The sequence below is a fragment of the Proteus columbae genome (genome assembly GCF_002777965.1).
Classification (GTDB): domain Bacteria; phylum Pseudomonadota; class Gammaproteobacteria; order Enterobacterales; family Enterobacteriaceae; genus Proteus; species Proteus columbae.
Map to the genome: position 1 here is coordinate 139,025 of NZ_NGVR01000009.1, position 23,796 is coordinate 162,820.

General features: G+C 36.1%; 18 protein-coding genes and 4 tRNA genes. 14 read left to right on the forward strand and 8 right to left on the reverse strand.

Features of this window, described 5'->3' with window-relative positions; translation table 11 throughout:
• The 4 genes from CBE70_RS04740 to CBE70_RS04755 all read left to right on the forward strand — a co-directional run bounded on the left by CBE70_RS04740 (nt 1) and on the right by CBE70_RS04755 (nt 2,783).
• Nucleotides 1-76: transfer RNA gene (locus CBE70_RS04740), tRNA-Lys, on the forward strand.
• Between the two features lie 40 nt (nt 77-116).
• Nucleotides 117-192, forward strand: a tRNA-Lys gene (locus tag CBE70_RS04745).
• A 14-nt stretch (nt 193-206) separates the two neighbouring features.
• A tRNA-Val gene (locus CBE70_RS04750) sits at nt 207-282 on the forward strand.
• 2,198 nt (nt 283-2,480) lie between these two features.
• Entirely contained in the window at nt 2,481-2,783 is a 303-nt protein-coding gene (locus tag CBE70_RS04755; protein WP_100158509.1) for a helix-turn-helix domain-containing protein, read from the forward strand.
• A 591-nt stretch (nt 2,784-3,374) separates the two neighbouring features.
• Here the strand turns inward: CBE70_RS04755 and CBE70_RS04760 are convergent.
• The 6 genes from CBE70_RS04760 to CBE70_RS04785 form a co-directional block, all read right to left on the reverse strand.
• The gene (locus CBE70_RS04760) at nt 3,375-4,421 is read right to left on the reverse strand and encodes an ABC transporter substrate-binding protein (protein WP_100158429.1); all 1,047 of its coding nucleotides are present in this window, start codon (nt 4,419-4,421) and stop codon (nt 3,375-3,377) included.
• A 12-nt stretch (nt 4,422-4,433) separates the two neighbouring features.
• Nucleotides 4,434-6,575, reverse strand: coding sequence for a TonB-dependent receptor (locus CBE70_RS04765; protein WP_232797361.1), 2,142 nt, complete (start codon nt 6,573-6,575; stop codon nt 4,434-4,436).
• Between the two features lie 276 nt (nt 6,576-6,851).
• Nucleotides 6,852-7,631, reverse strand: a complete 780-nt coding sequence (gene phsC / locus CBE70_RS04770; RefSeq protein ID WP_100158430.1) for a thiosulfate reductase cytochrome B subunit — start codon at nt 7,629-7,631, stop codon at nt 6,852-6,854.
• Complete coding sequence (locus CBE70_RS04775; protein WP_023581663.1) at nt 7,628-8,206, reverse strand: 4Fe-4S dicluster domain-containing protein; 579 nt, start codon at nt 8,204-8,206, stop codon at nt 7,628-7,630. Before CBE70_RS04775 ends, phsC begins: the two co-directional genes overlap by 4 nt.
• Before the next feature lie 14 nt (nt 8,207-8,220).
• The gene (gene phsA, locus CBE70_RS04780; RefSeq protein WP_100158431.1) at nt 8,221-10,500 is read right to left on the reverse strand and encodes a thiosulfate reductase PhsA; all 2,280 of its coding nucleotides are present in this window, start codon (nt 10,498-10,500) and stop codon (nt 8,221-8,223) included.
• 894 nt (nt 10,501-11,394) lie between these two features.
• The gene (locus CBE70_RS04785; RefSeq protein ID WP_100158432.1) at nt 11,395-12,198 is read right to left on the reverse strand and encodes a sulfite exporter TauE/SafE family protein; all 804 of its coding nucleotides are present in this window, start codon (nt 12,196-12,198) and stop codon (nt 11,395-11,397) included.
• 104 nt (nt 12,199-12,302) lie between these two features.
• Here CBE70_RS04785 and CBE70_RS04790 point away from each other — a divergent pair, with 104 nt between their 5' ends.
• The 6 genes from CBE70_RS04790 (at nt 12,303) to mlaA (ending at nt 16,517) form a co-directional block, all read left to right on the forward strand.
• The gene (locus CBE70_RS04790) at nt 12,303-13,079 is read left to right on the forward strand and encodes an AraC family transcriptional regulator (RefSeq protein ID WP_100158433.1); all 777 of its coding nucleotides are present in this window, start codon (nt 12,303-12,305) and stop codon (nt 13,077-13,079) included.
• Nucleotides 13,080-13,274: 195 nt separating this feature from the next.
• Nucleotides 13,275-13,349: transfer RNA gene (locus CBE70_RS04795), tRNA-Arg, on the forward strand.
• A 119-nt stretch (nt 13,350-13,468) separates the two neighbouring features.
• Nucleotides 13,469-14,044, forward strand: a complete 576-nt coding sequence (locus CBE70_RS04800) for a fused DSP-PTPase phosphatase/NAD kinase-like protein (RefSeq protein ID WP_100158434.1) — start codon at nt 13,469-13,471, stop codon at nt 14,042-14,044.
• A 91-nt stretch (nt 14,045-14,135) separates the two neighbouring features.
• A complete protein-coding gene (locus CBE70_RS04805) occupies nt 14,136-14,384 on the forward strand; it encodes a GDCCVxC domain-containing (seleno)protein (RefSeq protein WP_100158435.1) in 249 nt (82 codons plus the stop codon).
• 288 nt (nt 14,385-14,672) lie between these two features.
• Nucleotides 14,673-15,569, forward strand: a complete 897-nt coding sequence (locus CBE70_RS18680; protein ID WP_408633998.1) for an AAA family ATPase — start codon at nt 14,673-14,675, stop codon at nt 15,567-15,569.
• Nucleotides 15,570-15,776: 207 nt separating this feature from the next.
• Nucleotides 15,777-16,517, forward strand: a complete 741-nt coding sequence (mlaA, locus tag CBE70_RS04815) for a phospholipid-binding lipoprotein MlaA (RefSeq protein WP_100158436.1) — start codon at nt 15,777-15,779, stop codon at nt 16,515-16,517.
• Nucleotides 16,518-16,600: 83 nt separating this feature from the next.
• Here mlaA and fadL read toward each other — a convergent pair whose 3' ends face one another.
• Nucleotides 16,601-17,962, reverse strand: coding sequence for a long-chain fatty acid transporter FadL (gene fadL / locus CBE70_RS04820; protein WP_100158437.1), 1,362 nt, complete (start codon nt 17,960-17,962; stop codon nt 16,601-16,603).
• A gap of 345 nt (nt 17,963-18,307) precedes the next feature.
• Here fadL and CBE70_RS04825 point away from each other — a divergent pair, with 345 nt between their 5' ends.
• The 4 genes from CBE70_RS04825 to sixA all read left to right on the forward strand — a co-directional run bounded on the left by CBE70_RS04825 (nt 18,308) and on the right by sixA (nt 23,164).
• Nucleotides 18,308-18,604: a YfcZ/YiiS family protein gene (locus tag CBE70_RS04825; RefSeq protein WP_100158438.1), complete on the forward strand. Its 297-nt coding sequence runs from the start codon at nt 18,308-18,310 to the stop codon at nt 18,602-18,604.
• A 234-nt stretch (nt 18,605-18,838) separates the two neighbouring features.
• On the forward strand, nt 18,839-20,143 hold the full coding sequence (fadI, locus tag CBE70_RS04830) for an acetyl-CoA C-acyltransferase FadI (protein WP_100158439.1): 1,305 nt from the start codon (nt 18,839-18,841) through the stop codon (nt 20,141-20,143).
• On the forward strand, nt 20,143-22,302 hold the full coding sequence (fadJ, locus tag CBE70_RS04835; protein WP_408633999.1) for a fatty acid oxidation complex subunit alpha FadJ: 2,160 nt from the start codon (nt 20,143-20,145) through the stop codon (nt 22,300-22,302). The genes fadI and fadJ overlap by 1 nt, the downstream gene beginning before the upstream one ends.
• A 388-nt stretch (nt 22,303-22,690) precedes the next feature.
• A complete protein-coding gene (gene sixA / locus CBE70_RS04845; protein WP_100158441.1) occupies nt 22,691-23,164 on the forward strand; it encodes a phosphohistidine phosphatase SixA in 474 nt (157 codons plus the stop codon).
• An 88-nt stretch (nt 23,165-23,252) separates the two neighbouring features.
• Here sixA and smrB read toward each other — a convergent pair whose 3' ends face one another.
• Nucleotides 23,253-23,795 (reverse strand): endonuclease SmrB, encoded by a 543-nt coding sequence (gene smrB, locus CBE70_RS04850; protein ID WP_100158442.1) that lies wholly within the window; start codon nt 23,793-23,795, stop codon nt 23,253-23,255.
• Between the last annotated feature and the right edge of the window lies 1 nt (nt 23,796).

The following is a 23,796-nucleotide window of genomic DNA, read 5'->3' on the forward strand; positions in this document are numbered from 1 at the left end:
GGGTCGTTAGCTCAGTCGGTAGAGCAGTTGACTTTTAATCAATTGGTCGGGCGTTCGAATCGCCCACGACCCACCATTCACAAAGCTACTTACAGATTTACGCAAAATTATTAAATGGGTCGTTAGCTCAGTCGGTAGAGCAGTTGACTTTTAATCAATTGGTCGGGCGTTCGAATCGCCCACGACCCACCATTTAATAATAAAGCGGGCGGTTAGCTCAGTTGGTAGAGCATCTCCCTTACAAGGAGGAGGTCGTTGGTTCGAGCCCAATACCGCCCACCACTTCTTTATCTCTTCGTTATACCTTCTTCTTTACTTCCTTTAGCAGTTATCTAAAACAATCAACAATGGTTATTTGGTATTTTTAATACTTGCGTTATTGCAGTCTAGTTGCATTCATTTAAACCTCAATCGTTTTCTCTGTATCTATTGTTTTACCATCTACTCATGCATTCCTCGTTCATGGCCACATATCCTTACCACATGCTTTCCTAGGTCCTTATATTGGCTTCATTTCTTTTATACCTAAGGTAATACTTAGCTACTTATCTTGTTTCTGTGGTGCTATTAGTTTCGAAGACTGTTTTAACTTGTTATTACATTGTGTTTTCTGTGAAAAAGGATCATAAGTCGTTTTTTTATTACGCTTTTTTACATTTTGTCATATTTTAATTATTTAAAGTGGAGGTGTTTAAAAAGAAAGTCATTCTTCTATTGTTAAGTTAATCATTTTTAGCGAGGAGGCGCTCAGTAGAAAATATGTATTTATTTTTAAGTAGAGCTCAAATTTCGATCTAAAAAAATTACTCTAATTGGAAAAGAAAGATCTACTCCTTTTAGGCGTAAATGTGGTCATTTTCAGTTTATTCATAAAATTAAATAACCTTAGATGCACTGTTACAAATTATTTGAGTACTTTTCATGAGCAATATCTCTCATAAAATGAGTAAGTTAAAACATTTTTAGTCAGCGTTGAAAAGTATGTGTCACTCATTTTTTAAGAAAAAATTCAGAAGGTTAAAAGGCAATAATTGGGATTTATAGTTAATCTTTCTTACTTTTTATAAATCATAGGATAGTGCTAACAAGAAGAAAGATTAATTATAATGATGTTTTATTTTCTTTATTCTTCTTTTTTAAAGATATGATAGAGCGAGAGTGCTTAGTTAACTCTATGATTTAAAATAAGTTAAAACTAAAGTTTGATATTTATCAATATTTTCATCATAATGAACTGAATAGTAAATGATATAAAGCAAAAAAAACTTATTTCATCGCTAATTGATTTGTCCTGAAGCGGTTAATTTCATTTTTTACGAAAAATGGAGAAAATTGTGCATTTGGCAAGAATATAAATTATATAAAAATATTAATGTTTATTTTGCTCTAAGAATAACTCCTATATGGAATAAGTGTAATTACTTAGGATGTAAAAAGATTAATTTTTGTTTTTTTTAACAAAATTAGATCATACTAAATTTGATATTTTACAGTTCATTCCATTGCCAATTTTGCTTAAGATGTGATGATTAATCTATTTTTGTAATGTACAAAATGCGCGTATTTGAGTGAAAAAGAAAGAATAGTATTGTATGGTCATAAAAGGAACGGATTTTATGATAATAAGCATAGCCTTCTAATAACTTACTGATAAAACAAAAATATTTATATTAGAACTCCCTCTTTTTCTATTTCACAAAGAAGATTTTTAATCTAATTAAAAATTAAAGTAAGTTATTCATTAATAAAAATTCAAAAAAAATGAGTAATTAAATCTATTATTCATTTATTCTAGAGTAATAAAGAATTATGGATCTTGAAATATATTTAGTTGAAAGAGTAAGGGTTTATGCTTATATAAATTAATTAACAAATGTTTAAAATGTGATTTATATCTATATTTTAATGTAATCGAAGTAACTTATTGATATTAATAAATAATATTGACTTATTTATAAACTCATCAGATTTCATTGATATTGCTTAAGCTATTTAATAAAAATAAGAAAATCATTACCTTTATGAGGTTAATTTATTATTTTAAATAAATTAGGCTGAAATAAGTTGATTTATTTTTGCGCAATTCAACCAATCATACTTTAAATTAAGCTCATGCTAGATAATAATTCTAATCAATGAGTAAAGTTTAAGGAAAAAAAAGCGTATTTTTATAACTAAAATATTTTAACTGCATGAAAATAAAAGAAATATACCCCTATCCTAGGTATTGTTTACTAGTATGGGTAAATTGCTGTGTTTGCACTGTCTTTTTTTGACTAGTTGAAAGTGTTTAAATGCGTAGTATATTATTTACATATGATAAGTCATGTTATGAATTGTAATATTTCTTATCTACTAAAAATAATATTTTATTAAAACAAAAAGGTGTCCTCGATAATATATAGTTTTACATATTATTGCATAGGAACACACCATTATAAAATTAGATATCAATCAAAGTGAAAAGCGAGAACAATATTATGAGTAGCAAGTATCCAGTCGCTTATGCAGTTGGACAAAAAATTAAGTCGTTAAGAAAATCTCAAGGTTATACTGTATTTCAGTTAGCAAAAGAGATTGATATTAGTGAACAACAGTTATTTCGTTATGAGCGTGGTGTAAACCGTATTGATATTGATTGCTTAGTTAGAGTACTAGAAGTACTAGGCGTTAATATTGGTAGCTTCTTTGAAGAAGTAACAGGTGGAATGGCTCAAGAAACTGAGCGTAATGAACAACATATTCCAGCTCATTTCGATAGCAAGGCTCTTTCTATCTTCTAATAATATTCTTAAATTAGAAAGTAACTCATTTTAGAATAATTAAATTGAGTAAGATAATTCTTATATGTAAGTATTTCTCTTTTGTTAGTTAATAATAAGAATTTTCTTAATAGATGAAATAGAGCCTCTATATGAAACCAATGCCCTTATTAGGGCATTTTACGTTTATAGAGAATGATAATTTTTAATTTTTATGAAAAAAAGAATAATTGTATTGCAAATGAACTGAGATTTTCATGCTTGGAGAAATATATTCTCATATTTATTTGTATGAGAAAAAAACAGCTAATTAATACTTGTTTAGAATAAGCTACCTATCAAATTATCTCTTATATTACCCACCACAATTTCACCTCCTGATAACATTTTTGAAGCTATTAAGCGTATAACTTACGCATTTCATACCAATAAATTTAAAAAGAATAAATTTTAATTTGATAAAGGCAAAATGTGAGCGTTGGTGCAAATACGTTATCAGATCAAAATTTAAGTATTTATCATTAAATGACTACTTATGATAATAGTAGTTAATATCACATTAGAATGGATTATTGTTGCCTCTTCATCGTGAATATGAAGAGGCAGTAACAATTAGTCTTTGAGAGGTTTAAGAATGTGTTCGAGCTGCTGATCAGTGAGGGTGATATTAAAAAATGTTTTATAGAACTGTTGTGTCTCTTTAGGGATATCAATATGTGCTGTCTGTTCTGGATATAAAACAGTCGCTAACCATAAAAATTGTAAGGCTTCTTCTGTGGTTTCACGACACCACCAAAATAAGCCCTTGGGGTTTGTATAAACTCGACCTTCACGTACCGCAGTAATAGATTGCCATTCAGGTGCATTTTTAATGATTTCAGTGTCTTTTGCATACATAGTGACAATGACATCAGGATTGGCATGAATAACTTGTTCTAAGGAAACATCACCTGCTCGGCTTGGCACATTATCAAACCAATGTTCGGCAACGTTAACACCACCTGCAAGCGCTATCCAATCATTATTTAGCGAAGGTGCGCCTGAGGTTCTTAATGGTGAACCAAAAGCATGATAGACCTTCATTGGTTTATTGATACTGACTTCGTTTACTGCACTTTTGACAAGCGCTTTATTACGTTGAAAGTAGGCTAAGTAATCTTTTGCTAATTGGTGACTATTTGAACCTAAAATCTCACCCGTGATCAACGTTCTTTCTAACAATGCATCCATTGAGCCTGACTTTAATAATGCAACACTGATCCCTGCATTTTTTAGTGCTGTTGTTTGTGCATCAGATAGTTTTCCTGTTGCAAAAAAGATTTGAGGTTGGCTAACTATTAATGTTTCGATATTCAGTGTGTCATTATTACCTTTGCTGGATATTGAAGCTGTTTTTATAGCTGGGACAATCTCAGTAAAAAAGGGAATAGTTTTGACCAAGTCGGTTGTGGAAACTATTTTATCTCCAGCCCCAAGCATAGCAAGGATCGCATTTTGAGCATTCCAACTAGTGGCGACTCTTTGAGGGGAATCAGGAACCGTAATGGATTGGTTTTGATAATATTGAACAACTCTTTGTGCTTGTACATTAAAGGAGAGACTGAGAGCCGAAACTCCCAGTAACGTAATGCACAAGGTTTTGAAAAGCCCTTTATACATTCTGTTTTCCTCTTAGAGTTCAATGCTTACAGACGCTGAAACTTGACGAGGTGTACCTAAGAAAGCATTTGCGCCACCAATTGCACCATTTTGGTTACCAGAGAAAATAGATGCCCAATAATGCTCATTAGTAACGTTATCTAAATTGAGGCGGAAAGTCGTTTTCTTATCCCAATATTGTGTTTGATAACGAGCACCTAGGTCGAGCGTGGTATAGGCTTTTGCCCACATAGTATTAGTTGTATTTGCTGCACGTTTACCTGTGTAGTGAATATTGGCGCTATAGATAACATTTGGCAAAGTAGGGTAATGGTATTCAGCTAATAAGTTGGCTTGGTATTTTGGTACGCCCACAACGTCTTTATCTTGCGTCTGAGTATTACCGGTGTTGGTCAAGGTAGGATCTAACCAGGTTATGCTACTGAAAATGAAAAACTCATCAGTGACTTTTCCGTTAGCGATAAGCTCTAACCCTCGGTTACGTTGTTTACCTTGTTCTTTAAAGATATTGTCGTTACCTACATAGGCAAAAGGGCGCTCTAATTGGAAAATAGCCGCATTTAAATTAAGATCGCCAATTTGCGATTTAATCCCCATTTCCCACTGTTCACTGCGATAAGGTTTTAGCACTTCATTTTTGTTGTCGGCAGTGTTTGGTGCTGAATCGCCTTCTTCTAATGAATCTGTATAAGAAATATAAGTCATCACTTCAGGAATAGGTTTAAACATTAATGCGACAGCAGGGCTTAATCCATTTTCGGTGTGATTTGATCCACCAGCACGATAAGAAGTTTCTTTGATCCAGTTTTGGCTTAGCGATCCCATCACTGACCATTGAGGATTAAATGTAACTGTATCACCTAGAGTGATTGATTGAACTTGAGAGCGACTGTTTTTGGTGCGAGCAGCACCTGTATAGAAGCCTTCATTAGAAGGATCATCATAGCGATGAGGATTATTGATATCTTGAGTTGGTAATGTGAATTTCTGATCATCACCATTTGCACCATAAATATCCCAACGATAACCGCTAGTAGCAAGAATTAAATCATGAGAAAGTGCACCGGTCATCACATGACCATTAACATTGACTGAATGACTTAAAACAGTAAAACGACCATAAGTTGTCGGTACTGATAACGTTGGTGTAAATTGCTTACCATCATTACTTAATTGGTTAGACACAGAACGGAATCCACGATCAGCTGTTTGATAACCAATTGCTGCACTTATTTGCCAATCTTCGTTAAAATCATGTTTTAGTCGGCTACTTACCGTTCTGGTGTGAAGATCGACACCCGCAAAAGCTTGGCCATAGCCTGCTTTAGTTGGGTCTGGTGCATCAGGTAATGCGGTGACTTTGGGTCCATAAGAAAATGCACCAGGGTAACCCATTTTTTTAAACCAATAATCACTAAAATTTACTTCTAACACGGTATCAGATGAGATATTCCAATCAAATGCAGTACTGATTAGCTGGCGACGTGTTTTGCTACCTGCGACATAACCTTTACCTTCATCATGCATTAAATTAATGCGATAACCAAAAGTGTTGTTGTCATCAATAAAACCACCTAAATCAAGATGACCTTTAAATTGGTTATCATTGACATAAGTTGCATTAAGAGAGGTTAAACGTTTTAAGGTTGGGCGTTTTTGTGTGAAATTGAATTGTCCGCTAGGGCTTGCTGGTCCATAAAGCGAACCTGTTAGACCGTTTATAATATCTACGTGTTCAAGCATTTCGATAGGAAAGGCTGTGGTAGAAATAATATTCACACCATCTAAACGAGAGTTGGCAACAACATTACCCTGCATTCCACGATTTTGAGGACGTCCAACATCCATTCCACCACGCGCTTGCATTTGGGAAGAGGCATTATATTTTAAGATATCCGCAACACTGGTGACTTGCTGATTTTCAATCATAGATTGAGTGAAAGTATTTGTTGTGTAAGGAGTATCTAGCCATTTTTTTTCACCTAATGGCCCCATATCAACTTCACGCGTAACAAACCCAGCACCGGCTTCACTATTATTCACTGGTTGTGCAGTAACGACGATTTTTTCAGCATTTTCAGCAGCTACACTTGCTGATACAGCTAATGTTTGTGCTATAGCACAAGCTATTGTCGAAATGATAAATTTCTTCACGATAGACTCCTAAAATGTATTTTTTAATTATATAAACCCATCGATATTAAAAAATTTATATAACGATACCCATCGCGAACGCAATGTAATGTATATCATTGTATAATTTTATATATAACGAGGATGGGCGCCGACTATACACCGAATAACATGTAAATAAAATGATATATTTGCTAATAATAAGATTATGAAATTGTTTCTGAATTAAGATCAAAAAAATGCCCGCTTAAACGGGCATTTTAGGAAATGAAATATAACAGAAGGGATATTAAGTAATTAATGCTCTGCTTTTTCTGCTATGGAACCATGATCATCATGTTTCTGGTGACGGTGATGTCCATCGATCATGCTACGGAATGTTTGAGTAAAAGTATCACCCAGTGTACATAAGTAGAAGTGCGCACAAATAAACATTAATGCCACTATTCCTAATACTAAGTGCGCTTTTAGCATCCAATAGCCTTCACCCAGTACTTCAGGATATAAACATAATAATCCAGTAACAAGTAACAGCGGCACTAAACCAAACATCACACCTAAATAAGCGAGTTGCTGAAGTGGGTTAAATTTATCAGTTTCAGTTGCTGCGAAAGGATGTGGCTCGCCTTTCATTATACCGTAAAGATAAAAGCGAGCTTGTTTGATACAACGACCAATTAATCCGCTAAATCTTACTTTGTAATGCACGCCGTTGCTGGTTGTTAAATTGATAAGAATAAAACCAATCCAGAACGCGATAAGTACAAAACCACAGATCTTATGTAATAGCACCATTGAAGTGACATTCCCGATAGAGAAATGCCCTAAAAATCCGCTCAATAGTAATAGGATAAACAGTAAAGCATTACCCCAGTGCCAAAAACGAATTGCTTTAGAATATAAATAAACTCGCTCTTCTTCATAATGACCAGAGTGTTTTGGTGCAAGGGCATAGCGTAGTAAACCATGAATAACTAATACCGCTATCATAGCAACGATTAATAAACCAGCTGCCATTAACCATACAGGCCAATAATCTGGCGTATAATGGAGTTCTGCTCCCCAGATACTAGTCATGCTTTATCTCCCTGATGGATTTCTTTACGACGGAATAAACTTGGTTTTCCGACATTATCTAATTGGTATTGATAAACGGATTTTTGTTTGATCCAAGCCTGAATTTCAGGTGAGTCGATGCGACCAAAAGCAAGTGCATCTGTTGGGCATACCGATACACATGCAGGTAGTTCACCCTCAGCTAATCGAGTATCAGAACAGAAGTTACATTTATCTGCGATATGCGTCATTGGGTTGATATAACGAACATGGTAAGGACAAGCACCAACACAGTAATCACAGCCGATACACAGCTCTTTTTTCACCTGAACGATACCATTTTCATCAATAAAAGAGGCACCAGTAGGGCAAACAGAAACACAAGGTGCATCCTCACAATGCTGGCAAGAAACACGGAAAAATTGGTAATGTGGATTACCCGCTTCGTCGTCATGAGGGCCTTGAATTTGGACTTGAAGTCGGCTAAATCCTTCTGGAATGTCATTGATGACTTTACACGCAACAGTACAAGCTTGGCAGCCAATACAACGTTTTTCATCATGTAACATGACAAATTGTTTATCATTATTGTTCATCGTTATTTTTTTCCTTAAGCCCGACTAATTCTGACACCTGATGTATGTACATCAGTACCTGATACAGGACTAATCTCATGAGGTAATAAGTTGCCACAGTGAATGCCTGTTGTAGTCGCTGCTGTTTTCGCACCTGCTTTTGCACCTGATCCCATATAAACAAATACGGTGTCAGGACGAATGCCTTCAGTGATCAAAGCATGTGCTTTTTCTTTGCCTATACTGTTTTCTAGAATGATTTCATCACCATGTTTAATTCCATGGTTTTTAGCTGTTTCAGGGTGAAGCCAAACAGGGTTTTCCCACATTAATTCAGCTAATAATGGTACGTATTGTGTTGCACCATTAGTATGAACGGCGACTTTACCTTGGATAAAATAAAGCTCGTCTTTTTCTTTTAATGGGAAGTTGTGGAAGCGTGGAATACCGTAGTTCTCTAAACGGCTTTCTAATTCTTCAGAGTAGATTTCAATTAAGCCACTTGGTGATTTAAATGAGAGAGCTTTTTCCATTGTATTGTTGCTATCAACATGCTTAATTGCATCTGGATATTGCTCAACAAAGGCTTTTACATAAGAAGGTTCGCGTAAAAGTAACGGGATACCATAAGACAAGTAACCTTTTTTATGGATTTCCTTATACAATGCTTCATCACCATTGACTTGATAAAGCTGTCTTACACCCATGTTTTCCCAAGGGAAATAGGCTTCTAATCCTAATGCTTTACCTAATTCTATCCAAATCAACCAACTTGGTTTAGTATCACCAATAGGTTCGACAACTTGCTGGCGTAATGCATAAGCAGGGTTTAAACTTGAAACATCAGAAATCTCTTCATCACGCTCTAAATAAGTGGTTTCAGGTAACAGATAATCTGCATAAGCAGCACTTTCACTTAAATAAACATCACAGCTAACAATTAAATCTAATTTCTGTGCTGCTTTTTCCAACTCAGGACGACAACTGACCGTTTGGAATGGATTATGACGAGACATAATCCATGCTCTTGTTTGATACGGCACACCTTCTAAAGTTGAATCAATAATCGATTGAACGATACCGCCGCCTTTATTGATGTATTTAAACTGAGGTGCTGTTGCATCAATACGTTTTGCGGTAATTTCAGGCATACCTTTAACGCTTGGTTTCGCTAATTCAGGTGCAACATTAATGCCCGCTAATTTATTGTATTTTGAAGCAGCTTTTTTCTGATACATACCGCCTTCACGTTCAATGTTGCCAAGTAAGGCATTGAAGGTGAAGATCATTCTGCGCATATTGATTTCTTCTTTATTAAAGGTTGCGCGGTGACCAGGCATAATCAGTGCATGAGGTGCTTTTGCTGCTATTTCGCGTGCGATACGAACAATATCTTTAGCGGGAACATCAGAATGTGCTTGAGCCCATTCAGGTGTTGTATCTTGTAGAACTTCTTTTAATTGTGGTAAGCCAACAGTAAATTTCTCAACGAAATCTTTATCGTAGAGATCTTCTTTAATTAAGATATGGCACATTGCCATTAGAACAGGTAAATCGCCGCCTGGTCGGATCGCAAACCATTCATCTGCTTTACTTGAAACAACAGATAAACGAGGATCAAAACTGACTAGTTTTGCGCCGCGCTCTTGCGCTGTCATTAATTCGTGTGTTTCAGCGACTTCAATACCTTCATAAAGGTTATGGCCGAAAGAGAGAATATACTTAGAATTCGCTAAATCCATTGCAAGATCACCACCCATCATCACTGATGCTGCAATGGCTTTACCTGCTGGGCAAGTCGATGCGTGTGTAAACGTATTCGGTGAACCAAATGCCGCTGCCAAATGGAAAAGGTGAGAAGAGAGCGAACCTGATTTAGATGAAAAAGAGATACTTTCTGCACCATAATTTTGTTTTATGGCGTTCATCTTTTCTGCAATTTCTTTATAAGCTTGTTCCCAGCTTATCACTTCCCATTCACCAGCGCCTCTAGGGCCTTTGTGTTTCATGGGTTTGACAATCCGGTTTGGATCATTAACTAGGCTAACACCACTTCCGCCTCTTGCACAAACTCGGCTACTTTGGTGTTCCGCATTTCTATTTCCTTGGATAAAAACGGTCTTGTTGTTAACAACCTGAGCTTCTATCGGACAACGATAAGAACACATTTCACACAGGCTAGGTGTTAATTTTGACTGACCCTTAAGAGAATCTACAGGATTAAATGCAAGTGCACCCGGTGGTAAGCTACTCACGGTACAACCCACACATCCTATCCCCATCCCCTTAATGAAAGAACGACGACTAATACTCATATAACCTCCAGTTTCTTCTTATAGCTAAATATTATATACGGACGGTTAAATAAATATTTGAAGGCGTCTCCATTTTATTAATCCATAAGTGATGAGTTAGTTGTAAATAATAAATAATAGAGAATAAGAAGTTAATAAATATCACTAAATAAATTAACTAAAATAGACAAAATCAAATGATAATTATTTTCTTTCATTGAATGCTATTATAAAAGTTTGGAGAAGAAATTGGGGATTTTAAAGGATATGACGGTTACGGATTGTTCTTTTAAATTCACTAACTTATGGTATTAATCTGTTTTATTAAAGTGTATTTGAAATGTATGATTAATAATAATTTAAATTTGACAAAAAAGCTCATCGATATATAATTATTTATATATCGAAACCTCATCATTTTGTAATTGATTTGTTATTTAAAAACCAGAATAAATAATAATTTTCATGCTATTTAAATCCCGTTTCTTCTTAAATTATCTTCTTATAAAAAATAGCTAACTTTATTATTTTGATGATAAATACAAATAAAATAGAAAAATAAACCAGGCTATGCTTGGTACAAAAAATGCGCTATTAAACGAGTCCAGATTAAGACTAAACACGAGACGATTTATAAATTATTATTCATTATGTTTAAATATTAATTAATGATATTGATAGTTATAGAACTGTGTCGTGATTGTCAAAAAGAGCTATTTTTTGTTTTATGTGTCTTAACAGCATTAATGCTAAGTGAAGGTGCGTAGGAAAAAGATGGAACGAAATGTTAAAGAAATGGCGACTTATTGAACACTAAAAGTCACCATTTGCCACATATTTTATGTGTAGTCATTATTGTTTTTTTCGTTGTTTGTTGTTTTTGTATCTTCTATATATCTATATAGAAGAAAGGATTTAAAACAGCATGACAATTAAAACAAGGCTCAGTAACAGAGGATAAATTCTTGCATGCCATTTGTCAGGAATACGAGATAAAAATCGTTCAGAGATCTTCAAACCAACCCAAGTGCTACAAATCAGAATAAGTGCAGCTTTTAGCCAAATATAACCAATAAAACCAGATTCACTATTTAAAGGTGATGTAAAAGAAAGGGTGACATAAGTGAATGTTGCTGTGAGTGCTAAAGGTAACGTTAATGCATTGGCGATTGCTGCTGATTGCGCCATTGGTGTTCCCCTACGACGCAATAAAGGTACTGTCATCACACTTCCACCAACCCCTAGAAAAGCGGCAATAATACCAATCACGGTACCATTAATGCTTTCTTTTGCTTTGGTCACTTTTTTTGAGTTGTGAGTAGGAGCCATAAAACCGGGGCGAAAATAGCAATCTAAAATAGTGATAAAAAGATAACCAATAAAGATCCACTTGATCCACACACCTTCAACCGTTAAGGCGAGAAGAGCACCTAAGATCCCTCCAAAAGCGATACCAATAAACAGAATGGACATGATATTCCAATCAAGTCTTTTTGCTTTATGGTGTTTAATGGTTGTGACTGTCGCAGAAAACAACATAATTAATGCAGAGGTAGCAACCGCGATTTGCATAGCATGTTCAGCGGGTAAACTGTCTATTCCCCAGAGTGTAAGAATAAGAGTATAGAGTAAGGGAACAGTGACAAAGCCACCGCCAAATCCAAATAACCATGTCGTGATGCCTGAAATTAAACCAAAAGAAATCAGCCAGAGTGTCATTTCAAATCTCCTGTTGAGTCAGGAGATTAACAATATAGAATAAAGCGATGGCTTACCCACGTAATAATGACAAGTTTATACGAATTTAGGACAATTTAAATATTATGCGTAATATCGATATCAACAGTGTGGATAATCTTCCTCGTGATATTTTGGCATTAGGCTCTGATTATCCTTATGACACATTACTTGAAGCTCACCACCATCGACGAGCTCAATTTTTATATGCCCCTAATGGGGTAATGAAAGTTAAAACAGAAGATGGACAATGGATTGTATTACCTTACAGTGGCGTGTGGATCCCAGCAGAAAAAGTACATCAAGTACTAATGTTGGGGAGTAGTACTTATAGTCTCTATATTGAGTCTAATAAAGTTCCTCGTCACTCAGAATATTGTGAGGTTTTACAAGTTTCCCCTTTGCTTCATCAGCTATTACTTTCGGCCAATGAACTTCCTTTACTTTATGATCTAGGTGGACGAGATAGCGCATTATTGACTTTGCTTTGTCATGAATTAGCTCATGCCAAGCCATTACCTTATTTTACGCCATTACCGCAACATGCTTTATTAGATGAATTGTGTACTGAATTTATGTCACAACCTAATATTCGCACGACACCAGAAATGTGGGCTGAAAAATTAAATAAGAGCCTGCGTACTTTTACCCGCTTTTTTCATAAAGAAACAGGTCTTTCTTTTCGAGATTGGCGTCAAAAAGCGTGTTTAATGTATGCGTTAACCGCTTTAAAGAAAGGTGATTCAGTTACTGAAGTCGCTTTAGAACTGGGTTATGAAAATCCGAGCGCCTTTAGTGCAATGTTTAATAAAGAGATGGGATATTCACCAAAATTGTTTTTAAAACAACTGAAAGAGTTTTAATAGAACAGATATATATAAGAATGAACATAATCATTGATGCTGATATTTATCAGATGGTTTTTAAGTTAAATTTCTTTGTTCAAAAAAGAAACAAAAAAATTCCTTCCAATATCAGTGCGTTAAAACTTGATTAATAGAGAGTGAGGGGGGTAAAATGTAGGCCGTCCATAAGTTGCACTTAATTTTTCTACGTATGTTCCCTTAGTTAAATGGATATAACAAGCCCCTCCTAAGGGCTAGTTACAGGTTCGATTCCTGTAGGGAACGCCAGCTACTGCCCATCCTATAAATTTAGAAATTATTCTTAGAGCAGTGTTTATCAGTTCACGCTATTATCATCATTGTTTTACTTCTTCGTTCAATCACCAATAATAAACTTAGGTTTTTATATGGACATAAAATCAATTAATGATATTCGATATCTGAAATTTTTATTTATTGCTTATTTTTTTCTGCTGGTGGGGTGTAACTCCAGGCCAACTGATATTCTTGTGCCTCCTGAAAATTTTCATCAAGTTTCAGAAAAAGTTTATCGTTCAGGACAGCCGACACCGGGTGAAATGAAATGGTTAGAAGCCCAAGGTATAAAAACGATTATTAACTTACGTGAATATCATAGTGATAGTGATGATGTAAAAGGCACACAATTAGAAACTTTCCACGTAAAAATGAACGCCAATAGAATTACTGATAAGGACGTTATTGAGATATTGCGTAAAATAAATAGCACGTCTGATCCTGTATTAGTGCATTGTTGGCATGGCAGTGATCGTACAGGAACTGTTATAGCAATGTATCGGCTAATATTTGAGAATTGGACAAAAGAGCAGGCAATTGCTGAATTAAGAAAAAAAGAGTACGGCTATCACGAGCTTTTTTTTCCTAATATTGTTCAATACCTAGAAGAAGTCGATATTTCCGCAATAAAACAACAAGTATTTAATCAGCAATTTACAGATAAATAAACAATTTATTGATTCAATACGCTATTGAAAAAATGAAAATAGCGTATTCTAAATAACAAAGATGATGTTTATAAATTTATGTGGAAATAAAATGTCAAATAATCAGATTAACTTGATATCAGAAATTATTTGCCCGCATTGTCATATGAAAAAAATGGAAGCAATGCCAACGGATGCTTGCCAATGGTTTTATGAATGCACGCATTGTCATGCTCTATTAAAACCCCTTGAAAGAGATTGCTGTGTATTTTGTTCTTATGGAACAGTACCTTGCCCACCTATTCAGAAGGCAAATTCATCTGGAAAAACATCATGTTTTTGTCAACATGAGAGTAAATAATTATTTATCTATAACAGTTAAATAAAATAGCTTTATATTCAAAGAGAAATTAAATATTAGTTAATTTATTACTTTAATTTTTAAAATGTATTCTTGTCTAAAAAATAAATTACTGTTAGATTTTATTTAGTCTATTTTTAAGATTTATTTTTATGTCATATTTTACAACCTCTCCAGCAATTATTATTACCATCACTTAGTGGTGGGGATTGGTTGTATTAAGAACCCGCCAGATAAGCGGGTTTTTTATTTTAAACTCCTTATCTGGCTCAAAGATAAGGGAAAAAAATGTTTACTCCTCAAGACGTTGACCAACATATCCAATCGCTAACTCAATTAATTGCGAATGCAGATCAAGCTATTACTGACGAAAATTTTGAGTATTTAATGAATTTTTATACTGAAAATGGCACGTTGGTGGTTAAAGATAATTTGCATGTTTCTGGTAAGCCTTCACTAAAAAAAGCATTTATGGCGATCGCTGGATTTTTCAATCATTCATTGCAAGTCTCTCAAGGAAAAGTGAAGGTTATATTTGGAGAAGATTGTGCACTTGTTTTAGCTCAAACACTTTTAAGTGCAAGTATGCCAAATGAAGGGAAATTTAATACAGTAAGAGAAGCGACTTATGTTTTTAAACTTATCAATGACCGGTGGCTTTGTGTTATAGATAACTCTTATGGTACTGATTTATTAAAATCATCTTCTGATGTTCGTTTACATTTTTTCTGTGGGAAAATTGCTTCTGGTAAATCAACGTTAGCTAAATCACTTTCTCAATCACCCAGAACGGTATTAATCAATGAAGATGAATGGCTATCGCGGCTTTATCCAAATCAAATAAAGACAGTGAGCGACTATATTGAAAAAAGTGAGTTAGTGAAGTGTGTATTAAGCGAACATATTGCAGTTCTTCTTAAAGCGGGAAATACCGTTATTATGGATTTTCCGGCAAATACACTGAAGCAGCGACAATGGTTAAAATCATTAGCAGATAATATGGGAATGCCTTATCTATTTCATGTTTTGAAAGTAGAAAGTGCTGAGTGTAAAAAACGATTATCTTTACGTAATCAATCAGATGAGGCTCCCTTTAAAACCACAGATGCAGAGTTTGATTTTATTACACAGCATTTTTCGTACCCAGATCCAGAAGAGCAATTAATGATAAAAGAATATAATTAAATAACATTATGTATTTTTATATTAGCCCATAATATAGGGCTAATGTTTTAAATCAGCTCGATAAGATAATCACAAAACCCGAATTATCTTATAAGATCAAAACCTAATAAAAGTACCACTTATCATGCATTGACAGTATTATGTGTAGAGTTTATGAATATGCGAACTATGATGCTACTCATCATAAGATAATTAGCGGAGAACATTATGAAGTATCGCCTGTGCGGTGTTGCTCTTTCAGTCGCCTTACTTTCAGGATGTGCAAGTGCCCCTAATAATGGGGAGGGGCGCTCTGACCCATTAGAAGGGTTTAACCGCCAGATGTTTGATTTTAACTACTATGTTTTAGACCCTTATATCTTACGCCCAGTTGCTGTTGTTTGGCGTGATTATGTGCCACCACCAGCAAGAAATGGCTTATCTAACTTTTTAGGTAATTTAGAAGAGCCGGCAAGTATGGTAAACAGCGTATTACGTGGTGACTTTGAAAAGGGTGCAAAACATTTTGGTCGTTTCTGGATCAACACCGTTTTTGGTATGGGTGGTTTAATAGATGTCGCTGGTATGTCTAAAGAAACAATGGAAAAAGAAGTCCCTATGCGATTTGGTAGCACATTAGGGCATTATGGTATGGATTACGGCCCTTATGTGGTTGTGCCTGGCTATGGTAGTTTTACAGTTCGTGAAGAAGGTGGTGATTGGGCTGACTTAACGTATCCTATGCTGAGCTACTTAACATTTTGGATGTCAGCAGGAAAATGGGCATTAGAAGGTATTGAGACACGAGCACAATTGCTCGATTCTGATGCCATTTTACAAAACTCTTCTGATCCTTACTTAATGATGCGTGAAGCTTATTTCCAACGTAACGATTTCCAAGCAGATGGCACCGTAAAAGAAAACCCTAATGCGAAAGCCATTGAAGATGATTTAGATTCCATTGATTAGTGAATTATCTTTTTTAGCTTGATGAATAAATAAAAAATGGTCTTAAAAAAGACCATTTTTTGTATAAAAAGTAGAGTGAAAAATTAGAAACGGTAGTTAAAGTTCATACCGTATAACCATGCTTTACCTGATGATTCAAACTCATAAGCTGGTAATGGTAGATCTTCAGATAATTTCTCTTTGATGGTGACTTTTTTACCGTGCATATACGCTAAGCCAACATCAACAGACATATCTTTGTTAAATGCATAAGTTGTACCTGCACTTAACCAGAAACGGTCTTGGTCTGGAATAGAGATTGAGCGTTTATCAGCCGGAACTGGGCTATCATCGAAGGCAATACCAGTACGGAATGTCCAGTTATCATCGTGATAATAGGTAGTACCTAAAGCCACACGCCATGCATCACGGAAACCTTCTTCTTTCTTGAATAGTTGCTGACCATCACTTTTACGTGTGGCTCTTAACTCTTCAAAGGCACTCCAACTTGTGTAAGCGAAGTTATAGTGAACAGCCCATTTTGGTGCAACACGGTGATAAGCGGCAAATTCCCAAATTTCAGGTAAATTTAAATCTAGCTTACCAGGGATAGTTTGACCATTGGTACCAACAATTCCCATACCTTCAAGTTGTGGAATTGAACGTAAATCACTTTGATATTCACCGTCTTTAAATTTCACTTTTATTTTAGAGCGATAAGTGAAGCTAATGCGATTACCTTCGTCGAATTCGTATAACAGCCCTGCGTTCCAGCCGAAGCCCCATGCATCACCTTTTAATTGAGCAAAGCGATCACTAGGAGATAAGCTTGATAAATAACCACCTAATACTTGATAATTAGGATCTTGGCTTTGAGATAACTTACCACCTAATACTTTACCGGCTTCACCCACATGACGTGTGATTTCAGCATCTGCGTAAAGAGCATTTAATCCTAAACCGACACTAAATTGGTTATTAACACGGTAACCTGCACTTAAGTTTAGGTTCATGGTTTTTAAATCAGTTTTACCACCGATAAGCCCCGCAGGATAATCGTTCGGGAAATCTGTTGCTAAACCAAAGTTTGTTGTGCCTGATGCGCCAATGGCCCATTTATCATTAATAGGGGCTACAAAGTGGATATTAGGGACTAATGCACTGGGTGCGATATCTTTTGCAGTGGTATCAGTACCTGTAAGAGGTGATTTACCTTTAATATCAACACTTGGATTAATTAGAATAGCACCGACAGAAAATTCGGGGCGATCAAACATAGTGAGTGCAGCTGGGTTTCGGCTACCTACGCTTGCGTCATCGGCGATAACGCCTTCCCCTGAAAATGCACGCCCTAGTGCTGAAGTAGAATATTCATTTAACTGAAAACCGGCAGCGCCTGCTTGAGAGGAAATTGCTCCTACAATGGCAGCTAGTGCTGTGCGAGTAAACAGGTTTTTACGGTTCATGACCTAAACCCTCATAATTTTTTTAAGTTAGTAACTTCTGATTAGAAGCGCTGGATTTTAGGTGCGGTTGTCGTTATGACAAATCAGACCAGTTGATTAAGTATAAAGTTGATTACCCCAAATGTTGCAAGTATGTTTTATAAATATTTCCATTTAGATTCAATAATTGGGATTTAGTTAACATATTTTTCACAAAACATCCCAATAAAGATGTTTTTGATTGTTAAATAAACAGAATAATCAATTATTTTTGTAAGATTGTAATAAAATTTGAGCTAAAGCAGTTTATTTTATTTTTTTGCGATTATGATAGATAATTAACATTTCTTTCGTTGGGAGACTAAAATGGCAGACGCAATTAATCGTTGTAGTGCAGAAGAAACCGCTGCTTGCTGTTGTGTAGATGTGGGTACTATTATTGACAATAAGAATTGCACAGCGTCATATCAGCATGTCTTCGCTGATAAAGCACAAGCGCAAGCAATGTTAGATCAACTCAGTGCGAAAGCACAATCTATCGCTTCAGAGCCTTGCAAAATCAATCAACAATTTGCTGATGTTGATGGTGGTGTTCAACTTACCGCTGATTTTACATTCTCTTGTGAGGCAGAAAACTTAATTTTCCAGTTAGGATTACGTTAATCCTCTGAAATTAATAGATTTAAGGCTGTTGAAATTCAACAGCCTTTTTTATACCTTTCGGCCACTCCATTATCTTTCCTATCATTATTGTTAAGGTTCAGACATTTCATCGAAATATTGAGCGCTAACTCCCACTTCTCGTAAAATGACGTTTCTGAAAAGTGAAATTTTTGTTAACACTATTATCAGGTCAGACCTCTTTAGTGTTAGGAAATCATTTTGTCAGGAGCCGTTATGAAGTCATCAACGAACAGTGCTATGAAAGATCGCATCGCCATTGTCAGCGGGCTACGCTTACCTTTTGCTAAACAAGCGACGGCGTATCGAGGAATACCTGCGGTTGAATTAGGGCGTTCAGTGGTTCAAGAATTAGTGACTCGCAATGAAATTCCTCCCGAAATTATTGATCAACTTGTTTTCGGGCAAGTGGTTCAAATGCCAGAAGCACCTAACATTGCCAGAGAAATTGTGCTCGGTGCAGGATTAAGTGTAAAAACGGATGCTTATAGTGTAACAAGAGCATGTGCAACAAGCTTTCAGGCGATAGCTAATGTTGCTGAAAGTATGATGGCAGGACATGTCTCTGTCGGTATTGCTGGTGGCGCAGATTCGTCTTCAGTTTTGCCTATCGGTGTTAGTAAAAAACTTGCAGATGTTTTATTAAGCCTTAATAAGGCCAAATCATTAGGTCAACGATTAAGTTATTTAAGCCGATTACGATTTCGTGATCTTCTTCCTGTGGCACCTGCCGTGGCTGAATACTCAACTGGGTTACGTATGGGGGATACTGCGGAACAAATGGCAAAGACTTACCATATTTCAAGAGCCGCTCAAGATGAATTAGCGCATCGCTCTCATCAATTAGCAACGAAAGCATGGGATATGGGTAAATTAGATAATGAAGTAATGACTGCGTTTTTTCCACCTTACAAAGAAGGCTTTCATCAAGATAACAATATTCGTAAAAACTCTGTTCTTGATTCTTATGCCAAGCTCAAACCTGCTTTTGATCGTCGCCATGGTAGTGTCACTGCCGCAAACAGCACACCATTAACCGATGGTGCAGCGGCTGTATTAATGATGAAAGAATCTGTTGCTAAAAGTCTCGGTTATCAACCTTTAGGTTATTTACGCAGTTATGCTTTCACAGCGACAGATGTCTGGAAAGATATGTTATTGGGGCCATCATATGCCACACCACTTGCACTTTCTCGCGCAGGCCTTGCATTGAGTGATCTAACGCTAATTGATATGCATGAAGCTTTTGCTGCACAAACACTCAGTAATCTGACGCTGTTTGCCAGTGAGCGGTTTGCTAAAGAGCAACTCGGATTATCCAAGGCGATTGGGGAAGTGGATATGGATAAGTTTAATGTGCTAGGCGGTTCTATTGCTTATGGACATCCATTTGCTGCGACTGGCGCAAGAATGGTCACACAGACACTGCATGAGCTTAAACGTCGAGGTGGCGGGTTTGGGTTAACCACTGCTTGTGCTGCGGGTGGATTGGGTGCTGCGATGATTTTGGAGGTGGAATAATGGAACAACAACAAACAACACTAGAAAAATCATCTGTTTTTCAGTTTTCAGTTCGTAATGACAAAGTGGGTGTTATCACCATTGATGTTGTTGGTGAAAAAGTAAACACGCTAAAAGCAGAGTTTGTACAGCAATTTCAAGATGTTTTAAGGCAAGCTCAGCAACATTCCGGTGTAAAAGGGTTAATTATCACCTCAGGTAAAATAGACAGTTTTATTGCAGGTGCGGATATCTCCATGATTGCAGGTTGTAAAACCAAAGAAGAAGCGAGTGCACTCGCAAAAGCAGGGCAAGATCTTTTTACTCAACTTGAAAATTATCCATTGCCGGTTGTAGCCGCTATCAATGGTGCATGCCTTGGCGGAGGGCTTGAATTGGCATTAGCCTGTCATGGACGAATTTGTTCTGATAATAGCAAAACGCGTTTAGGGCTTCCTGAAGTGCAACTTGGATTACTGCCAGGATCTGGCGGAACTCAACGTTTACCTCGTCTTATTGGTGTGACATCTGCGTTAGATATGATCTTAACGGGTAGACAAGTTAATGCGAAGCGAGCCTTAAAATTAGGTCTTGTAAATGATGTTGTCTCACAAGATATTCTATTGGAAGTTGCTGCTAAATGGATCTTATCGGGTAAAAAAGAGCAGAGAAAGCATTCGATGATGGAGCGTTTTTGGGCAAACACAACTTTAGGTAGAAATATACTGTTTGGGCAAGCTAAAAAACGCACATTAGCTAAAACAAAAGGTCACTATCCAGCAGCAGATCGTATTCTTCATGTTATAGAACGTGGTCTTGAAAAAGATATTCAAACAGGGTTTAAAGAAGAGGCAAATGCGTTTGGTGAACTCGCTATGACACCCGTTTCATCTGCATTAAGACACCTCTTTTTTGCTTCTACGGCACTTAAAAATGAAACAGGATCATCCGAAAAGCCAGATAGTTTGCACCATATTGGTATTTTAGGTGGTGGATTAATGGGGGGAGGGATCGCCTTTGTCACGGCGACAAAAGCTAATTTACCTGCAAGAATTAAAGATATCAGTGATAAAGGAATTGCTCAGGCGCTTAATTATAGTTGGAAAGCGCTTTCAGCCAAAGTGAGTAAAAAAAGATTATCTGCACGCGAACGTCAGCGCCAAATGGGATTACTCTCTGGCTCATTGGATTATAGCGGTTTTCATCAATCAAATATTATTGTTGAAGCGGTTTTTGAAGATCTTGCTTTAAAACAGAAGATGGTCGCAGATATTGAAGGCGTAGGGAAAGGTAAAATTATTTTTGCTTCAAATACCTCTTCGCTTCCTATCCATAAAATTGCAGAAACAGCCAAATATCCAGAAAAAGTGATCGGGCTTCACTATTTTAGCCCAGTAGAAAAAATGCCTTTGGTTGAAGTTATTCCACATGAAAATACGGATGAAAAAACGATTGCTACAACGGTAGCTTTTGCTAAAAAACAGGGCAAAGTTGCAATAGTTGTTGGTGATAAACCTGGATTCTATGTTAACCGTATTCTTGCTCCTTATATTAGCGAAGCATTGACATGTTTAGTACAAGGTGAACCTATTGAGAATATTGACAAAGCACTTGTTCAGTTCGGTTTTCCCGTAGGGCCTATTCAGTTATTGGATGAAGTGGGTATTGATATCGGTACAAAAATAACGCCAATATTAGTGAATGCATTTGGTGAAAGATTTGCCTCTCCTCCTGCTGTGGATGCCATTATTGCTGATAATAGAAAAGGCCGTAAAAATGGGCGAGGTTTTTATCTTTATGCAAAACATGCATTACCTTTCTCATTAGGTAAAAATAAAAAACAGCCTGATCCGGCTATATATCGACTATTACAAATTAAGCCTAAAAACCAACTGTCTTCCTCTGAAATTACGGAGCGCTGTTTATTATTAATGTTAAACGAAGCCGTTCGTTGTTTAGATGAAAATATTATAAAGCAACCACGAGATGGTGATATTGGTGCTGTATTTGGTATTGGTTTTCCTCCTTTTTTTGGTGGCCCATTCCGTTATATGGATAGTATGGGAACAACAATGGTGGCAGAAAAACTTAACCAACTTGCCGATAAATATGGAGAAAAATATCGCCCTTGTGAGCGTTTAGTTGAAATGGCTAAGCGAAATGAGCGTTTTTACAATTAATATCATCGTTTTACCATTGCTTTTTCCTTTTGTGACATTTGTTTTGATTGAGGCGCTTAGGCGCCTTTTTTCTTGTACTTCTTGCGTCAGATTAATAATTGGTGAATTTTTAATGGAAAAAGGGGTCGAAAGTGTTAATGATAGCCAGATATGGCAAAATAGTTATTTGAAAATAAATTTAAAAACAAAGCTTTTTAAAATAAAATTCTAAAAATGATGTTAATTTGTAAACCAACAGCATGTTCTTAAAAAGATGAATAATGCTATTGCAATTAGGGTATTGAAGATTTTATATGAGGATATATTGATTTAAACTGAATTAAATTAAGTATCTTAAAAGTGTAAATACCAGTAATTACAAAAAATAAAATAGGTTTAATAATTTACTATGCAAATTTTTATTATGCGCCACGGAGAAGCAGCTCTTGATGCTGCCAGCGATGCACTAAGACCACTGACTGAACGTGGAAAAAGTGAATCAATAAAAATGGCTGAATGGATGACTAAGCAGGGACATACAATCGATTATGTTTTAGTTAGCCCTTATTTACGTGCTCAACAGACATTAGATGCAGTAAAAGAAGATTTAGCGCTACCTAGTAAAATAGAAACAGATGATGGACTTATCCCCGGAGGGAATCCTTCACATGTTGCACATTACTTACGTGCCTTGGGCGATACAGGATATAAAAATATTCTTGTTATTTCTCACTTACCTTTAGTTGGCTATGTTGTCGCTGAACTTTGTCCGGCAGTATGTGCCCCTATGTTTTCAACATCAACCATTGCTTGTGTTGATTTTGATTTATCAAAAGGTGCGGGGGAGTTGCTATGGCAGGTATCACCCTCAACATTGAAATAAAATTTAAATCAATTAGCTAAGTAAGTAATTAACACCTTATTTCACCCGATAGGTGATTTAAGGGTTAATGCGATAGAGTTTTTTTGGTTTAGCGGCGAGCAATATCGTCATTTTCCACTAATACTAATAATGCAGCATCGCCTCCCCATTCTTTTGGGGCTTGATGAAAAGCAATGACATCAGGGTGCTGCGCTAACCAGAGTGGTGTTTGCTGTTTTAAAATATGTTTTCCATGGCCGTGCATAATACAGGCACAATAAACATGTTCTCGCCTACATGCCGCAATTAATGCACCAATCTCTTGTTTTGCAATTAGCTGTGTTAATCCATGCAAATCTAGAAAAAACTCAGGAACATAATCACCACGACGTAGTTTTTTTAATTCATAAGCATTAGCGCCTTCTCTTAAATAGCGCATTGGGCCTTCTGTGGCTAAGTTAGGCTGAAATTCATCTGAAAAATAATAAGAAGCATCAACTTGCTCTTGTTGTAGACGTTCAACAGCGTAGTGTGTCACTTTCTTACGTTTGGGTGAATGAAGTATTTTATCTTGAGGTAATTTCTTGGTGCCTTTTATCATCTCCTGAAATAACTCAATTTCAGAAGGTGGTAATGAAAATTTTTTATTCATT

Coding starts and splice junctions, on each gene's coding strand:
- mlaA (WP_100158436.1), top strand. CDS start 15,777: ATGAAGTATCGCCTGTGCGGTGTTGCTCTTTCAGTCGCCTTACTTTCA.
- CBE70_RS04805 (WP_100158435.1), top strand. CDS start 14,136: ATGTCAAATAATCAGATTAACTTGATATCAGAAATTATTTGCCCGCAT.
- CBE70_RS04760 (WP_100158429.1), bottom strand. CDS start 4,421: ATGTATAAAGGGCTTTTCAAAACCTTGTGCATTACGTTACTGGGAGTT.
- CBE70_RS18680 (WP_408633998.1), top strand. CDS start 14,673: ATGTTTACTCCTCAAGACGTTGACCAACATATCCAATCGCTAACTCAA.
- CBE70_RS04790 (WP_100158433.1), top strand. CDS start 12,303: ATGCGTAATATCGATATCAACAGTGTGGATAATCTTCCTCGTGATATT.
- fadJ (WP_408633999.1), top strand. CDS start 20,143: ATGGAACAACAACAAACAACACTAGAAAAATCATCTGTTTTTCAGTTT.
- phsA (WP_100158431.1), bottom strand. CDS start 10,500: ATGAGTATTAGTCGTCGTTCTTTCATTAAGGGGATGGGGATAGGATGT.
- smrB (WP_100158442.1), bottom strand. CDS start 23,795: ATGAATAAAAAATTTTCATTACCACCTTCTGAAATTGAGTTATTTCAG.
- CBE70_RS04755 (WP_100158509.1), top strand. CDS start 2,481: ATGAGTAGCAAGTATCCAGTCGCTTATGCAGTTGGACAAAAAATTAAG.
- fadI (WP_100158439.1), top strand. CDS start 18,839: ATGAAGTCATCAACGAACAGTGCTATGAAAGATCGCATCGCCATTGTC.
- fadL (WP_100158437.1), bottom strand. CDS start 17,962: ATGAACCGTAAAAACCTGTTTACTCGCACAGCACTAGCTGCCATTGTA.
- CBE70_RS04825 (WP_100158438.1), top strand. CDS start 18,308: ATGGCAGACGCAATTAATCGTTGTAGTGCAGAAGAAACCGCTGCTTGC.
- CBE70_RS04800 (WP_100158434.1), top strand. CDS start 13,469: ATGGACATAAAATCAATTAATGATATTCGATATCTGAAATTTTTATTT.
- CBE70_RS04785 (WP_100158432.1), bottom strand. CDS start 12,198: ATGACACTCTGGCTGATTTCTTTTGGTTTAATTTCAGGCATCACGACA.
- sixA (WP_100158441.1), top strand. CDS start 22,691: ATGCAAATTTTTATTATGCGCCACGGAGAAGCAGCTCTTGATGCTGCC.
- phsC (WP_100158430.1), bottom strand. CDS start 7,631: ATGACTAGTATCTGGGGAGCAGAACTCCATTATACGCCAGATTATTGG.
- CBE70_RS04775 (WP_023581663.1), bottom strand. CDS start 8,206: ATGAACAATAATGATAAACAATTTGTCATGTTACATGATGAAAAACGT.